The organism is Bremerella sp. TYQ1 (genome assembly GCF_020150455.1).
GTDB lineage: Bacteria > Planctomycetota > Planctomycetia > Pirellulales > Pirellulaceae > Bremerella > Bremerella volcania_A.
In genome coordinates this window covers 4,790,034-4,804,824 of sequence record NZ_CP083740.1, presented here as the reverse complement: position 1 = coordinate 4,804,824, position 14,791 = coordinate 4,790,034, and the positions used below count along the sequence as shown (strand labels likewise).

The 14,791-nt window shown below is 53.9% G+C and carries 14 protein-coding genes; 6 read left to right on the top strand and 8 right to left on the bottom strand.

The genetic code is table 11. The features are described from left to right. The first annotated feature begins 52 nt into the window (after positions 1 to 52). The 4 genes from LA756_RS19460 (at position 53) to LA756_RS19445 (ending at position 3,719) form a co-directional block, all read left to right on the top strand. Positions 53 to 1,033 carry a DUF1559 domain-containing protein gene (locus LA756_RS19460; RefSeq protein ID WP_224436395.1) on the top strand — a complete coding sequence of 327 codons (981 nt, stop codon included), beginning with the start codon at positions 53 to 55 and terminating at the stop codon, positions 1,031 to 1,033. A 445-nt stretch (positions 1,034 to 1,478) separates the two neighbouring features. Next, positions 1,479 to 2,399, top strand: coding sequence for a DUF1559 domain-containing protein (locus LA756_RS19455; RefSeq protein ID WP_261362049.1), 921 nt, complete (start codon positions 1,479 to 1,481; stop codon positions 2,397 to 2,399). 120 nt (positions 2,400 to 2,519) lie between these two features. Continuing rightward, entirely contained in the window at positions 2,520 to 2,936 is a 417-nt protein-coding gene (locus tag LA756_RS19450; protein ID WP_224436394.1) for a hypothetical protein, read from the top strand. 240 nt (positions 2,937 to 3,176) lie between these two features. Then, positions 3,177 to 3,719 carry a DUF3365 domain-containing protein gene (locus LA756_RS19445; protein WP_224436393.1) on the top strand — a complete coding sequence of 181 codons (543 nt, stop codon included), beginning with the start codon at positions 3,177 to 3,179 and terminating at the stop codon, positions 3,717 to 3,719. Here LA756_RS19445 and LA756_RS19440 read toward each other — a convergent pair. Together LA756_RS19440 and LA756_RS19435 are read right to left on the bottom strand one after the other, a co-directional pair. Then, complete coding sequence (locus LA756_RS19440; protein ID WP_224436392.1) at positions 3,716 to 4,162, bottom strand: hypothetical protein; 447 nt, start codon at positions 4,160 to 4,162, stop codon at positions 3,716 to 3,718. The two genes, LA756_RS19445 and LA756_RS19440, sit on opposite strands and share 4 nt — an antisense overlap. A 21-nt stretch (positions 4,163 to 4,183) precedes the next feature. Continuing rightward, a complete protein-coding gene (locus LA756_RS19435) occupies positions 4,184 to 5,296 on the bottom strand; it encodes a sialate O-acetylesterase (protein WP_224436391.1) in 1,113 nt (370 codons plus the stop codon). A gap of 393 nt (positions 5,297 to 5,689) precedes the next feature. On the opposite strand from LA756_RS19435, the gene LA756_RS19430 reads away from it, so the two are divergent. After that, complete coding sequence (locus tag LA756_RS19430; protein WP_224436390.1) at positions 5,690 to 7,894, top strand: cation:dicarboxylate symporter family transporter; 2,205 nt, start codon at positions 5,690 to 5,692, stop codon at positions 7,892 to 7,894. A 19-nt stretch (positions 7,895 to 7,913) separates the two neighbouring features. Here the strand turns inward: LA756_RS19430 and arsB are convergent, their stop codons facing one another. Together arsB and LA756_RS19420 are read right to left on the bottom strand one after the other, a co-directional pair. After that, positions 7,914 to 9,152, bottom strand: coding sequence for an ACR3 family arsenite efflux transporter (gene arsB, locus LA756_RS19425; RefSeq protein WP_224436389.1), 1,239 nt, complete (start codon positions 9,150 to 9,152; stop codon positions 7,914 to 7,916). A gap of 65 nt (positions 9,153 to 9,217) precedes the next feature. Continuing rightward, positions 9,218 to 9,574 (bottom strand): helix-turn-helix transcriptional regulator, encoded by a 357-nt coding sequence (locus LA756_RS19420; RefSeq protein ID WP_224436388.1) that lies wholly within the window; start codon positions 9,572 to 9,574, stop codon positions 9,218 to 9,220. 234 nt (positions 9,575 to 9,808) lie between these two features. Between LA756_RS19420 and LA756_RS19415 the strand changes: the two genes are divergently transcribed. Beyond that, complete coding sequence (locus LA756_RS19415) at positions 9,809 to 10,396, top strand: MerC domain-containing protein (protein WP_224436387.1); 588 nt, start codon at positions 9,809 to 9,811, stop codon at positions 10,394 to 10,396. Between the two features lie 27 nt (positions 10,397 to 10,423). Here the strand turns inward: LA756_RS19415 and LA756_RS19410 are convergent, their stop codons facing one another. The 4 genes from LA756_RS19410 to LA756_RS19395 all read right to left on the bottom strand — a co-directional run bounded on the left by LA756_RS19410 (position 10,424) and on the right by LA756_RS19395 (position 14,645). Then, on the bottom strand, positions 10,424 to 11,392 hold the full coding sequence (locus LA756_RS19410) for a metallophosphoesterase (protein ID WP_224436386.1): 969 nt from the start codon (positions 11,390 to 11,392) through the stop codon (positions 10,424 to 10,426). Positions 11,393 to 11,484: 92 nt separating this feature from the next. Continuing rightward, positions 11,485 to 12,483, bottom strand: a complete 999-nt coding sequence (locus LA756_RS19405) for a DUF1559 domain-containing protein (protein WP_224436385.1) — start codon at positions 12,481 to 12,483, stop codon at positions 11,485 to 11,487. A gap of 63 nt (positions 12,484 to 12,546) precedes the next feature. Then, entirely contained in the window at positions 12,547 to 12,975 is a 429-nt protein-coding gene (locus tag LA756_RS19400) for a carboxypeptidase regulatory-like domain-containing protein (protein WP_224436384.1), read from the bottom strand. A 359-nt stretch (positions 12,976 to 13,334) separates the two neighbouring features. Next, positions 13,335 to 14,645, bottom strand: coding sequence for a Gfo/Idh/MocA family oxidoreductase (locus LA756_RS19395; protein WP_224436383.1), 1,311 nt, complete (start codon positions 14,643 to 14,645; stop codon positions 13,335 to 13,337). Positions 14,646 to 14,791 lie beyond the last annotated feature (146 nt).

Sequence of the window (14,791 nt, the reverse complement as noted above, 5' to 3'; positions counted from 1 at the left end):
GCCCCTTGGGTTCTGGATCCATTTCAACCGTTACTTGCTAGGAGTCCAATCCGTGAAGTCGACACGTCGTTCCGCGTTTACGTTGGTAGAGCTGTTGGTGGTGATTGCCATCATCGGGATTCTGATCGCTCTACTGTTGCCGGCCGTGCAACAAGCACGCGAGGCCGCACGCCGGATGCAATGCTCGAACAATCTTCGCCAAGTCGGGCTTGCTTGCCATAACTACCACGACACTTACGGCACGTTCGCGCCTGGTCGATTGGTTTACGACAACAACGGAACCGCTGTCGACTCGACCGGCAGTTCAACGACGATCGTCACCGGTTTCCTGGCGATGATTTTGCCCTATGTCGAACAAGGCAACCTGCAGGAACTGTACGACTCGCGATTCAGCATTGACGATCCCGCGAATCAAGCCGCCGCGAACGTACCAGTCGAGACGTACCTTTGCCCTTCGTCGCCAGGCAATCGGACGATGAATCTTTACACCGGCTGGAACATGGGCTGGGGAATCGGCGTAGACGAGTTGGATCCGAATCTGACAGGGATTGTGACGGACTACCAAGGGGTCCGCGGCATTCACGTGATTGACTCTTCCGGCAACTACACCGACGCCAACAGCAAAGCAGGCATCCTGAGCGAGAACGCGACGTCGTTCAAAGACATCACCGACGGCACCACCAACACAATCTTGCTGTATGAAATGGCCGGCAAGTCGGACAACTGGATTAACGGCAAGAAAACGGCGATCGACAATGGCAACATCCAGTTCTATTGGTACGGACCTTGGATCGGTAACAACGCTGTGATGATTTGGAACTACAGCCAGGATGGTACCGCGCGTGGTAACGGTTCCAACAATACTCATTACATCAACGTCAACAACGAAGCCGCACCCTATAGCTTTCACCCTGGCGTCGTGAACATGATGCTGGCCGACGGCTCGACACGGACCATCACTGAAACAATCGACCGCTTTACGTTCTATAACCTGACGATGAAAGCAGACGGAAACGTGGTCGGAGACTACTAAATCCAACAGTGCCCAGCGAACGCCATTACGACGCGTTGTCCTAAGAAGCCATGTCGAATTTTTCGGCGAGGCTTTTTTTGTGCGCGGTGACGAACGCTATGTAACGCACCCCACCCAGGCTTGATTTCCCTGGAGAGAAATCACCCTACGGGGCTAGAAGCATGCGCTAAATTCTATTTTCTTGATATTTCGTGGCATCATTTTAGTCACATTTGTTTTATTTATGGCTAGAATGTGCCCACGCCCATTCCAACAAGTCGGTCGCACCTTCGCGGTCGCTGGGTCGTTTGCTCTTGCGCACTTGGGTGCTGCTGGTCGCGAACTGCCTGATTTCACCTCCTCATCTTGCGATTCACTCCACTAACAATGCGCAGCTGCGTCGGCGACTGCGCGATACCTGTTTCCTTCTTATTCATTCTTTCTTTGGTACATGGGGGAGAACCTTATGAAGATTTGGTCTCGACGTGGCTTTACCCTGGTCGAACTTCTCGTGGTCATTGCGATCATCGGCGTGCTGATTGCCCTGCTGCTGCCGGCGGTGCAACAAGCTCGAGAAGCAGCGCGACGAATGCAATGCTCGAATAACTTCAAGCAGCTAGGAGTCGCATTTCACAACTACCACGACACGCATGGTTCGTTTCCGTATGGCTATCTCGATTACGGCTCGACCGATTTCCATGCACGCGACTGCTGGATGCAGCAGATCATGCCATACATCGAGCAAGGCCCCGCCTACGACAAGTACATGGCTTGGAATGGAACTTGGGTCATGGACACGCCAGGTGAAATTCGTGACTTGGCCGTACCAACACTGCAATGTCCTTCCGACGGTGCGAGTCCTGCCTATGGTGGTTCTGGAAGTAGACGTTCTGATGCGGACGGATTTCAAGGCAACTACGTCGGTTGCCGCGGATCGGAAATTTCGTCCCGTACCGGCGAAAACAACGGCATGTTCTACCGCATCTCGAAGACCAAGTTCCGCGACCTGGTTGATGGCACGAGCAACACGATGATGATGAGCGAAGTGATCATCCGCGGCTCGGCCAATACCGGCGGCTGGGGCGGCGGCGGCGGTTACTGGGGCGGGGCCGCGTGGGGTTCGTTTGGCTTCACCGCCTACGAACCGCCCAATACGACCGTGCCAGATCGTATTTACAAATGCAAAGACGAGAACTTCCGCGGTTCCCCCTGTGTTTCGGTCGGCAGCACGACCGAAGTCGAAATCTATGCCCGGAGCTACCATCCCGGCGGCGTGCTATCCGGCTTTGCCGACGGCTCGGTCCACTTCATTCCAGAAACCATTCAACGTGCGACCTTCCAAGCCTTGGCGACGCGTCACGGTGGTGAAGTTGTCAGCGACTATTAAGCGACCGTTTGTCACGTAAATCATGCATGGATCGATCGTTTGCTTTCCCAACTCACTTAGCGGGAAAGCAAATGGCGACGGTATCTTTCCATCACTATTCCCTGAGAAAACACAACCACCATGAATCTACTATGTGCGCGGCTGGTCATTACTGGCCTCAGCCTGGCTGCGGCCGTTGGCTGTAGCGGCGGAGGCAGACCGCAGACGATTGACGTTCAAGGAAACGTGAGCCTGGACGGCAAGCCGATCGAGTCAGGTCAAATCTATTTCCGAGCCGAAGATGGCAGCAACAGCTATTACGGCAAGATCGAAAATGGCAGCTACGAAGCGGAAGTGACGCCGGGAGAAAAACGGATTGAAGTCTATGGCTATCGCGACCTGGCCGGCAAAACGCGGGAAGACAACCCTGGCGAGCAAGCAACGGTGCGCGAGATGTTTGTCCCGGAGAAATTCAATCGCAAGACGACACTGACACTAAATCTTTCCGCTGACAAAGCGGAAGCGGTGGAAGACTTCAACCTGAAAAGCAAAGACTAAACCACGTGTATTCGGGCATTCGGCCGGACAATCCCGGCCGAATGCCTCGTCACGATGACCGAACATATCGACTTCGATTCAAACGATATTATCTCAAGCTTGATTTCTCAACGAGCTACTAATCCCGTAGAATACCAGCAGCGTGGTTAGCCCCAATCAACCGCGCCATTGCTTCCCGCCTCTCTCCTGGGTGCCAACAACATGACGGCACTCCCACCCCTGCCATGTGCGAGATCTATCATGCCCAATCCTCGAAACTGGCTTTTTGCCGGTATGATTCTGTGCGCGTTTGTGGTCGGTAAAGCAGCCGCACAAATGCCTGAGCAACCGCGTGTTGCCGCTTCCAAGTCCGCTGAAGAAGCGCGAGCGAGAGCCGTTCTGCTACATGAAACGATTCATGGCACACTTCAAGTGGTGCATCGCGATTTCTTCGAGGAAGACGATTCGCGCGTGATTCCCTCCGCGTCGCTTGAAGATGTCTTTCATGCTCTTTCGAAAGCGTACAACGTCGACGTCAAATGGTTAGTCGTCGAAACCGATGTCGTTAACGTCGATCATCAGGCCGAAAGCGAGTTCGAGAAAAAAGCGGTCGCCGTGCTCGCCGATCGCAAGCCGTACTGGGAAGATGTCGAAGGGGAGCGTTATCGCTTTGCCGGGCCGATTCGCCTAGCTTCGCAGTGCTTGAAGTGCCACGTGAGAAACCGGAAGGACACCAAAGATCGCGTCGCAGGGTTGGTTATCGAGATGCCCATTCAACGACCGCAAACCGACGCGAACAACTAACCTTCGGGCAAATCGACTTCAACCAGATGCGGCCGAATTGCTTCCACCACATCATTGTAGACGACAATACTGGCCCACTCAGGATATCCAATGCCGAGGTAACAGTTGCGCCACGCAAGAAAGTGGCTTTCATGAACGTGCGTTATTTCTTTCCACGGAATCAATAGCGGAGGATGGAATAACCGAAACGGTAGCAGCACGGCTAAGTAGAGCCCTTCCTCGGTCACGCCGACAGTCAGCATCCCGCGATACGAGCCATCGCCAACGCCAGCCGTCTGGCAATAGAAATACTTTCCTTTGGGGGCGTCGCTTGCTCGAAACCTGGTGGCCAGTTGCCCCCAATCTCCGAGTGTCGCGATTACCAGCAGAACAAAACTGATAAACAGCACGATCGCCACGAAGAATAGAAACAGCAGCAAGTATTGCGTTTGTGGGTCGTCCATCGAGAGTCTTTGCGTTGCCAACTAATGCGAGCTTGGGCGTTTATCAAGCAGGTCTGCCATGGCCCAGCCTAACGCGTTGCCTACTTCCATGTAAGTTTCGGCGTTGTGGTTGTAGTGATAACCGGCCCCCGTGGGTGAGACCTCTTTGTCTCGCCAAAACGGCCGCGCATCGACGGTCTTCACGTTGTCATGAAACTCGGGATAGTTATCCTTTTCGCCACTGACGGCTAACTGTGCATTGGCAATCGTGAGTCCGTGCCCGCTAAGTTCCTCGCCGCCAAAAGCGATGGTTGCCAGTACGAACTTGGCATCTGGAGCGTCAAAATCTTTGCGAAGTGACTTGATGAAATGCACCAGGTTTTGCTCGTATCGACTCGCGTGGGCTGCGTTCTGATCTTTATGCCCTTGCCAGAAAACGAATCCCGCAACTTCATACCCTTGCCCTTGATAGCCGGGGTAATAATCGGCCAGGTTTTTGAGCACATGTTTAGCATGGGCAGTGTCGGCGTCGTACTGGCGGCCGGCGTACCAGTTGACTTCTTTCTTGGGCTCACCTTCCACCCAGGAAGGAGCCCGGTCGCCGGAACCAGCATACGTCTTTCCTTCAAACTCAAAGCGTTCACTGCCAGGAGGAAGCAGATCCCAGCCGAGACTCCGGTTGCCGATGCACGCTTTGAGAATCAGGACAGGCCCTTCATGAAGGTGCCCCATGATATGCCCAAACTGAAGCTCCGGACCGATGTGCCCCTTCTTCACCGTCAGCCATTCGTTCTTGATATCGCTAAAGTGCTTCATGTCACGAAAGTCGCCACCCCGTTTGTCCATGACATGCACGTTGCGAACATCTTTTCGCTCTGTCCAATTGCCCTCGTCATCGATCAAATGGGGATACTTATTCTCTTGCTTTACCAAGTGCGAGAGGGTTCCTTGCTGCTCGACTGGATCGATCCGACCGAAACCGAGCATGTTGGACTGCCCAAGCAGAATGAACACTTTGACCGGCTGATCCATCTTGGCGGCCTGACCGTCAGGACGTGGCAGAGCAGGGGACTCTTCCGCGTAGGAATAACTTGGCTTCCCGGCGACCAATAATGTAACGGCAACAGCAAGCCAAAGATGAGGCGAAATTCGCATGACGTGATTCCTGACAGGGAGAAGCGTCTTACTGAGGAGGATTCGTCTATTATGAAAAATAGAACCGGCAATGAGTAGTAAAAACTACCGTGCCACCTCAGGACGGATCGACCGTGCGACGTTCGCGTTGATGGAATTTACGCGTGGACCGTTGCCGACATCGTGTTTGCAATCTTATTCGTGCTTTTCGTCGTGCTCTGCTATACGGACTTCTCAAGCATGTCCGGGCCTGCTTTCCCACCGGATTGGAATAGCGAGACTACCGATCCATTACGTCAGCCTCCTTCCGGCATATAGAACGGCGGGCAACGAGTAACTAAACTCTAATGGGACCGCTTCGTGATTGCTCAACGTTGATGCTACTACGTTTTACTGCCTGCTTGTCCTGCTTCAATGACGCCCTCTGAAACCGCCTCTACGCCCCCAGCGAAACCTCACAACACCGGCCGTAAAGTTGCTCTCGGCTTAGTGGCAGGGGTCGTCTGTGGCATCCTATTTGGCGAGTACTGCCAGGCATTCGACGTCGTGGGTTGGGCGTACGTAGGGCTGTTGCAGATGACAGTCTTACCGTACCTGGCGGTTTCTTTGGTGTCGAAACTGGGACGGCTCGATTTGTCGAAGGCAGGCCAACTAGGTTTACGAGGGCTGGTCGCGCTGCTTTGCTTTTGGGCGGTGGGTGTTCTCTTGGTGACCGCTGTTTCGGCCGTGCTGCCCCCGATTGAAGGAGCTTCGTTCTTTCACGGCGAGGCCATTCCGACGACGTCCGAAGACAAGGACGCTTTGTCGATGTTCATCCCAACGAACATCTTCTATTCGTTGTCGCATAATATGGTTCCTGCCGTGGTGGTCTTCTGCTTGTTTTGCGGAATCGCATTGATCTCGATTCCCACGAAAGAACCTCTGCTGAACCTGCTCGATACTTGCTCTCAGGTCATCTCGCGAATCAATCTGTTCCTTGTTCGCTGGGCTCCGCTGGGGCTCTTTGCCCTGACCGCCTCGGCGGCTGGTACATTTCGCGTGGAAGATCTATCACGGCTTCAAGCCTATTTGGTGCTGTATGGTTTGGTATCAGCGGTCTGCATTTTCGGTGTGTTCCCATTGCTGATCTGCAGTGTGACGACACTGCGGTATCGCGACATTCTGGGTGCCGCCCAGGAGCCGTTGTATATGGCTATCGCTACTGGGAAGCTGTTTGTCACGCTGCCACAGATCGTCGAAAAGTGCGAATGGCTCATCCAGCAACAAAACCGCGAAACGACGCCAGCCGATGAAGCGACCCCCAACGTGCTTGTTCCGCTGGCCTATCCCTTCCCGCATGTCGGAAAGATTCTCTCGTTTGTCTTCATTTCGTTTTCGGCCTGGTACGTCGGCCAAGACCTGACGACGAGTCAAACCTTGCTGATGGCATCGACTGGCGCCGTCTCAAGTTTTGCCAGCCCGTTGATCACGATGCCCTATCTGCTGGACGAATTCCATCTTCCACAAGACTTGATGGCGTTCTTTATCTTGCCTGGCTTCATCACGATGCGACTGGGAGACATGGTCGGTGTGATGCACTTGATTGCGTTGACGCTGGTCGTACACCAAGCAATGCAAAGTCGACTGAGGATACGTTGGCGATACCTATCCGCTTCCCTTGGCGGGCTTTTGGCTTGCAGCCTTCTCGTTGGCCTCGGGGCACGTTGGTACCTAACGTCGACAGTGCTGGAATACAATCTAGACAAACAGTTCCTCTCGCTCGAGATTCCTCGGCCTCATGACGATGTCGTGGTTTTCGACGACACGCAGTCGCGAGAACCGGCTTCCGACTTGCCGGAGTCTACGCTTGAACGCATTAGAACCACGAATGTGCTGCGAGTCGGTTATCCGGCGAATCATGTTCCGTATTGTTATCGCAACGGCGACGGTGAACTGGTTGGCTTCGATGTCGAGTTGATGCATTTGCTGGCAAGCCGATTAGACGTTCGTCTCGAATTTGTACCGTTCGACAAAAGCAGACTTTACGACGACCTCGACGCGCAGCAGTTCGATCTTGCCATCGGCGGTGTACTGAAGACGCCAGAGCGGATGCTGCACATCAGCTTTAGCGACTCTTACGAAGAGGCGACGATTGCGGTTGCACTGAAAGACTATCGACGCCGCGAAGGTGCCCAGTGGGCCGACTTGAATCGCCTGCCCAATTTCCGCTTGGCAGTGATCTCGGAAGATCTCGCCGCGGCCGCGAAACATGAATTCCCTTCAGCCAACGTGTCGGTGATCGATTCCTATGAAGCGTTCTTTGAAAGCCAACAAGATGAGTTCGACGGCTTGCTGATTTCTGCAGAAGAAGGAGCCGTGTGGAACGTTTTGCACCCTGATTTCACGACGGTCATACCGACGCCTGTGCTGAAACGTCCCGTTGGCTTCGCCATTCACTTGAACGACTCGGAATGGAACGATTTCCTCGACAATTGGATCGAGTTCGAGCGACTCGATGGCTCCTTCGATCGCTTACGAAAGTATTGGATCGAAGGAGATGGAACCCACATCCGGCAACCGCGATGGTGCGTGCTGCAAGACATCCTGCAGTGGTATCGCGAAGAGCCTACGATGCCGTAGCGCGATCGTTTTTAGCTGATTACGCCTCGGCAGATACGGCGACCGGTTCAGCTTCCGTACGAGCGGCTTCTTCTCGCGGGAACCAACTTTGCGTCCGCTTGCAGAAGCTCACCAACATCAGCATGACCGGCACTTCAATCAACACGCCGACGACGGTTGCCAGGGCCGCACCGGAAGCGAGGCCGTACAGCATCACCGCAGTAGCGATCGCGACTTCAAAGTGATTGGAGGCTCCAATCATTGCCGTTGGAGCGGCGTTTTCGTAGGTCAGGCCGGTAAATTTCGATGCCACGTATCCTAGTGCAAAGATAATGACCGTCTGCAGGAAGAGCGGAACGGCGATCCATAGAATCGTTAAAGGATTGGAGAGAATCACGTCTCCTTTGAACGAAAAGAGAAGCACTAACGTGACCAACAGTGCCACGATCGTAACTGGCGTCAGCAAGTGAAGGAACTTCTCTTTAAACCACGTTTCCCCTTTGGCGGCGATGATCCACTTGCGCGAGAGGTATCCTGCCACCAAGGGCAATGCCACGTAAACGGCGATCGACAGCAGCAACGCCTGCCACGGCACAGGCAACTGACCGACGCCAAGCAAGAAGCCCCCCAGCACGCCATACAGCACCAACATCGTAAGCGAGTTGACGGCAACCATCACCAGCGTATGCCCATCGTTGCCTTTGGCCAAATAGCCCCAAACCAAAACCATCGCGGTGCACGGAGCGATTCCCAGTAGAATACAGCCCGCCAAATAGCTTCGCCAAAGAGGGACTTCCAGCATCTTCACATCGTCGACCATGACGACTTTTCCTGCGCCGTAGGTTGCTCCTACTTCCAGTTCGACACCCAGAGGTGGTTTTACGTAGTCGACGGCATCGGGGCCGATGAATCCAATGAACAGCGTACCCAGAAAGAACGCCGCGATGGCATACATGGTAAACGGTTTGATGGCCCAGTTGATGATCAGCGTCAGCAAGACTGGCTTGAATGACTTGCCCGCTTGAACGACTTCGCCGAAGTCGATCTTCACCATGATCGGATACATCATAAAGAACAAGCAGAGAGCGATCGGTATCGAAACGACAGGTGCACCGTTAACGTACAAAGCCATTTCGTCGAGCGATTTCGCAACGCCGGGAGCAATCTTCCCCAAGGCGATTCCTACGATGATGCACAAACCGACCCAAACGGTCAGGTAACGTTCGAAGAATCCCATTCCTCCAGTTTTAGCCTCACTGGCTGGACACCCTTCGCTCATAGTTGTCTCTCCACTTCCATAAATTCGCTTAAGCGAATATATCGTTTTAAAAAAATAGACCGGAACTAGTCGCAGCAGTTCGGGCGGTCGGCAAATGTCAACTTATCGACGTCGGCAGCGAACTGCGGATCCATTTCGGCCGCTGCTTCGATGCACCCCAATAGACGTTTATGGAACGTCGTCTTGGCGGAATTCAAACGATAGTAGTGCCACAAGCCTTCCTTGCGAGCCAGCACCAAGTCGACCTTACGAAGGTAGGCCAAATGGCGCGACGCGGTCGGCTGAGGTACTTCCAAAACGCTCACCAAATCACACACACAGATCTCGCCGCCTCGCAGCAAATTCAAAATGCGCAGTCGCGTTCGATCGGACAATGCCCGAAAAATGGTTTCGAGTTCGATGGTGTTTTGCTGTGTGCTCATTACATTCGCCTACCCGAATATAGACATCTCATCGTCCCAAGACAAGCAAAGAGCTTAGGAAAACTACAGCCAAAGTCAGAATTGCGGTATACCGGCCGCTCGCGGGATGAAATTTCCCCAGCCAAAACGGCGTCCGCACTAGACAACCACTTGCAATCGAATAGCACTTAAACATAACATGCACTCACACTCCTTGAGCACTTTAAGTCCCAGGTAGCAGTAGGCCCCAAAGCCATGAGCAACGTTGAAATCGAGTCCGCAGTAATTCCTCAAGACTCAAACTGGCGAGATTATGCCGGAATCACGGCTTCGGTAGCGTGTGCTATTCACTGTGCGGCGATGCCCATGGTGATCGGTTTTCTGCCGATGCTGGGCCTTAGCTTTCTGGCAGACGAGTCCTTCCACCAATGGATGGCAGGGATCTGCTTTATGTTCGCCGTCGCCGCGTTCATACCTGGCTGGAGAAAGCATCGCAGTTGGCTGCCTGCCGCGATCGGTGTCGGTGGCTTGGTAGTTATTACCGGAACGGCCTTCGGGCTATCTGACGAATGCTGTGCTTCCTGCTCTGTGCCACAGCACAATACCGTTGCTGTCGAGCAATGCGAAGCAGAAGCATTACCTCCCTGCTGTGCATCGGGTGGCTGCAGCGAAGAAGCCACCGAAAAGCGTACACCGGTCCTTACCGCTGGACTCGGTGGATTTATCACCGAACATGCTGCGTGGTGGACACCGCTGGGCGGCTTGCTTTTGGTAGCCGCTCATCTACTTAATCGTCACTATGCCTGTCAGTGCGAATGCTGCGAACCTGGCAGCGACACCTAACTTCGACCGAACGCGCGGACTCGGCTGCTATGACTTTCGTACGTCCCAGCCGTAGTCGTGAAAGTGATAGTCGAACTGGCCGGGCTGGCAATCAACGACGACGAAGGCCTCTTCTTCGTGGAACAATGGACCACGCCACCATCCGCCACTGACCGCTCCCCCTTGCAAGTAAGTCACGCCGCGGAGATCGATCCGTTCGCGAACGTGGCCATGGCCTGAGAGAACTAGCTGCACGTTGTAAGGTTCCAGCAGCTTGCGAACTTCATGAGCGTTGGTGACCAAGCCACCCCGCGAGACTGGCGTTTGAGGACCTGACATCGATTGCAACACGGCCGAGAAAAAGGGAATGTGCGTCACAATGACCGTCGGCGTATCCCGGCCGGTCTTTTCCATGTCGTTACGCAGCCATTCGACTTGCTCGTCATCGATTAGGCCGATGTAGCCGCTGCCTGGCTCGCCAGGCTCGGCTTTGCCAACTGAGTCGAGGATGACAAAGTGCCAACCTTTGTGGTCGAAACTGTGGTAGGTGCTGCCTTGCCCGTAACGGTCGGCGAACATTGCTTTGCCGTAGCGAGGGTCTTGCTTGGAGAGCTTTGACTTCGGACTCCATCCACCGATGTCGTGGTTACCGATCGTGTGATGGACTGGAACGGCTAGCTGCTTGGATGCTTCGTCGAACAGTTTCCACTCCAGATCAATTCGCTCCGCATCCGGGGCCAACGCGTCCATGATCAAGTCGCCACCCGTGATCACGAAATCTGGAATCGGGTCTAACTGGTTGACCTTCTGCACGCACTGCAGCCAACCTTCGGCGGCCCCGAGTTCTGGCTGAGCATGGATATCGGTCAGATGTACGAAGCGAAAGCTGGGCGTTGCCGCCGTTGCGTCTTCTGCCTGGACGAGGGATTGATTCCAAGGAAAGAGGCTCGCCCCCGCGAGTGCTCCGCCAGCTTGAAGGAAACGACGACGCGCAAGTGATGAAGACGTCAAAGACATAGCAATACCTAACGGCAGGAAAGGAAGGGCAGGGGAGAAAGGGCCACGGCTTGCCCTATTGCGAAACCGTGCACTGAAACGAAACGTAGTAATTAAAACTCGCCGATCACTTCGCCATCTTGTGGCTGCATCAAGCGACGATAGTTTGGAAGCGAGATATGCTCAGTCAGGAATCGAGCCGATCCATCCCCCAGTACCACTTGAATACCGCCTGGGTGTAGGCTCGAAGCGTTGTAGGCATAGCCCCAAGTGACCGTCAACGAACCGTTGATCAAGTAAGCCGTACTTCCGCCACCCATGAACTCGACATCGACCATCTGCAAGCCAGACGAAACGGCGACAACACCATTGTACTTACGAGGGCCGATCCAGAGACCACCTTCCCACAAGCAGTTCGATCCGCGGCAGCTACCAACTTTATCGTCGGCCGTCGTTCGTTCGCCCACGAGAATGGTGTTCGAGGTACCATCGGTCAAGTCGCCCAGGCGTCGCTTCGAGCTGGCAAAGAAAACACCGTCGCGAAGACCGGCTGCCGAAACACCATAAGGGCTTCCGCCGCCGGTGCCGCCGTTGACCAGGTAGTTCGACGTACCGAAGCCACCCTTCTTGTCATTCAATCCGCTGCTGGTATCGGATGGACATAGGAACATGGACAGTACCTGCGTTGCAGCAGGAATTGCATCATTAGCAGCAGCCGTTCCGTCGCCGTTGGCATCGAGCCAGTTGTTCGAGAAGTTATTGGTCTGGTTGCCGATCTCTTCGTACAAAGCACGCTGTTCGAGGAACGGAAGAAGCATCGTTCCCCAACCGAGACCGTTCAGGTTTTCCGCCGTATCGATGCTGGAACCTTGTTCTGGATTGTTGTCGATATAGCTGGAAGGAAGCGTACCGAATGTGTCGTGGTAGTTGTGCATCGCCAAGCCAATTTGCTTCAAATGGCTGGTGCATTCCATCCGACGAGCCGCTTCACGAGCTTGCTGAACGGCAGGCAAAAGCAATGCAATCAGAACACCGATAATGGCGATCACGACTAGCAATTCGACTAAGGTAAACGCCTTTTGAAAGGCACGATTCGAGCGCGAAACGATCATGACAGATCAATCCAGGTAAGGGTGCAGCGGAGGGATAAAGTGGTATCCGCAACCGAAACTCAACTATCGGCGACGGCGAGATTTCGATTCCAGCTCGAAGTCGATAACATTCTCTCCGTCTTGCACTTCAGCAGTCAGGGTCGACTTCAAGTTGTACTGAACAGGAATGGGGTCTCGGTAACCAGGCGGTGGAGCCGTTTCCTGGTTCGTGGTGATCATCACTTTGTGCGGTCCCAGCACAGCCCCTGTTTCCCCACGAAAGTAAGAAAGCTGGTAATGACCAAACTCGTCGGTAATGCCGAGCGATGGTCGTCCACCTTCGGGAATGAACGCAACTGCCAAATTGCTGACAGGCTTGCCGTCGACGGTGACGGTACCTTCAACTTCCGCCAAGTCAGGAAAACCGGCCGGCTTTCCGTAACATCCGATCCAAGTGACGCACAAGCAAGCGACGATGATTGCTCGGCTGCTAAAAGCCAAGTGATTGGCCATGCCAATGGTCCGCTGAAGAAAGGAAAGCTCTTGGGGACATGTGCCCCCTTGCTTTTCTCACAGGACTAAAGGGCCACAACTGCCGCTTAAGTCTAATGAAACGACCTTGAGTGACCAGAGATTCTTCATGAAGGTTTATTTAAGAGATTAGAAAAAATTTGGCGGCTTTAAACCCACTCATCCATTACTTCGGGGGTGACGCAAACAGAACAGTTTTGGCCGTCTTCCCTTAAGCCAAGAGTAAGCCCAAGCATTACATCACTAGGCGAGAAAGTACGTCTTATATTGCCAAAAAGCCATGCTTTGATGAAAGCATAGCTTTAGGACTGCGTTTCCAATTTGAAAGAGCGTGATTCGCTCTACGAGACTTTCCAGCCTTCGCGGAAGTCAGGGAAGATGAACTCTTCCGCGCGTGGATTGCCAGATGCTTGAAATGCTTCGGCATTCCAATCGAATCCACCAGCGGCACGGAATGCGACATTCGCCAGCAAGACCGATTCAGCAATAGGGCCGCTGTATTCAACGAAGTCACAGCAAGCGGCAGGCCCGCCTTTGCAGGCGTTGATCCAACTGGAATAGAAGTTGCCAACTCCTGGAATACTTACTGTCGATTCTGGCACATCCTTGCCGTCTGCCATGTGAACGTTGTATCCGTTGAAATCAGCGGTAACGATCCCCTTCTCGCCGATGAACAACGTGTTGAAGCTTTCTTTCTCGGGAACGTTGTACTTCTGGACGATCTCTTTCTTCGGTCCGCCATGCCACCAATGAAGTCGCACATCTCCGTGTGTGGGAACATCTTTGTAGTCGAGATAGGTTTGCATCGACTTGGGGGTTCGTTCCGCATCGACATCGCTCGGCTTCACTTCGTGATCGAGACCAACGTACGACGCATGCTTCAACCCAAGTGCCCAGTAGGGAATATCAAACACGTGGCAGCCCCAGTTGCCGGTTTCGCCGGTGCCGAAGTCCCACCAGAATCGCCATCCGTAAGGACAATAAGTGTCGCTATAAGGGCGTTCCTTCGCAGGCCCAAGCCACAAGTCCCAACTTAGATGCGCCGGCGGGGAAGGGAACTTGGTCGGCTTGGAAGGCATTCCACGGCTTCCTCCCTGGAAGCAGTAGACTTCGTTGATCTTTCCAACGACACCGCTTTGCACTGCTTCGGCCGTCTTTCGCATTCCGTTGTTGGCATGCCGCTGATTACCAAGCTGCGTCGCGACGCCCATCTTCTTGGCGATCTTCGTCAACTCGCGAGCTTCCCACGGAGTATGGGCCAGTGGCTTCTCGCAGTAACAGTGCATCCCGAGTTGCATCGCCTGACTGGCCGGATGAAAGTGCGTGTGGTCTGGAGTACTGATGACCACGGCATCGATCTCGTTGGTCATCTCGTCGAGCATCTTGCGGTAGTCGTGATACTGCTTGGCCCCCTTAAGCGTCCAGTTCTTTCCGGCCCGTTCCTCGTCGACATCGCAAACCGCAACGATGTTTTGACTTTTCACACCACCTACATTGGCACCACCCCGGCCGCCGACACCAATACATGCGATGTTGAGCTTCTCGTTGGGACCCTCCGCTTTTACCGCGGCAGATGTCCCCAGCCAAAAACCTGCTCCGGCAACAGCGGAAGCTTTTAAAACTTGACGACGATTGAGCGAACGAGACTTCATGGGAGGGGATTCCTTTCAAAGGAAGAGGTACGTAAGCGGCGATTGTGGTGGGACGCAGTGCCGATGGACGAGTCGACCAAACCAAATTCACATGGCTTGTATCTCTCTCATCCTACAACAAATGAAGGCTTTTGCAAAAATCGGCC

Bases quoted from the DNA above. Each gene is read 5' to 3' on its own strand.
- LA756_RS19455 (WP_261362049.1), top strand. From the start codon at position 1,479: ATGAAGATTTGGTCTCGACGTGGCTTTACCCTGGTCGAACTTCTCGTG.
- LA756_RS19450 (WP_224436394.1), top strand. From the start codon at position 2,520: ATGAATCTACTATGTGCGCGGCTGGTCATTACTGGCCTCAGCCTGGCT.
- LA756_RS19445 (WP_224436393.1), top strand. From the start codon at position 3,177: ATGCCCAATCCTCGAAACTGGCTTTTTGCCGGTATGATTCTGTGCGCG.
- LA756_RS19440 (WP_224436392.1), bottom strand. From the start codon at position 4,162: ATGGACGACCCACAAACGCAATACTTGCTGCTGTTTCTATTCTTCGTG.
- LA756_RS19435 (WP_224436391.1), bottom strand. From the start codon at position 5,296: ATGCGAATTTCGCCTCATCTTTGGCTTGCTGTTGCCGTTACATTATTG.
- LA756_RS19430 (WP_224436390.1), top strand. From the start codon at position 5,690: ATGACGCCCTCTGAAACCGCCTCTACGCCCCCAGCGAAACCTCACAAC.
- arsB (WP_224436389.1), bottom strand. From the start codon at position 9,152: ATGAGCGAAGGGTGTCCAGCCAGTGAGGCTAAAACTGGAGGAATGGGA.
- LA756_RS19420 (WP_224436388.1), bottom strand. From the start codon at position 9,574: ATGAGCACACAGCAAAACACCATCGAACTCGAAACCATTTTTCGGGCA.
- LA756_RS19415 (WP_224436387.1), top strand. From the start codon at position 9,809: ATGAGCAACGTTGAAATCGAGTCCGCAGTAATTCCTCAAGACTCAAAC.
- LA756_RS19410 (WP_224436386.1), bottom strand. From the start codon at position 11,392: ATGTCTTTGACGTCTTCATCACTTGCGCGTCGTCGTTTCCTTCAAGCT.
- LA756_RS19405 (WP_224436385.1), bottom strand. From the start codon at position 12,483: ATGATCGTTTCGCGCTCGAATCGTGCCTTTCAAAAGGCGTTTACCTTA.
- LA756_RS19400 (WP_224436384.1), bottom strand. From the start codon at position 12,975: ATGGCCAATCACTTGGCTTTTAGCAGCCGAGCAATCATCGTCGCTTGC.
- LA756_RS19395 (WP_224436383.1), bottom strand. From the start codon at position 14,645: ATGAAGTCTCGTTCGCTCAATCGTCGTCAAGTTTTAAAAGCTTCCGCT.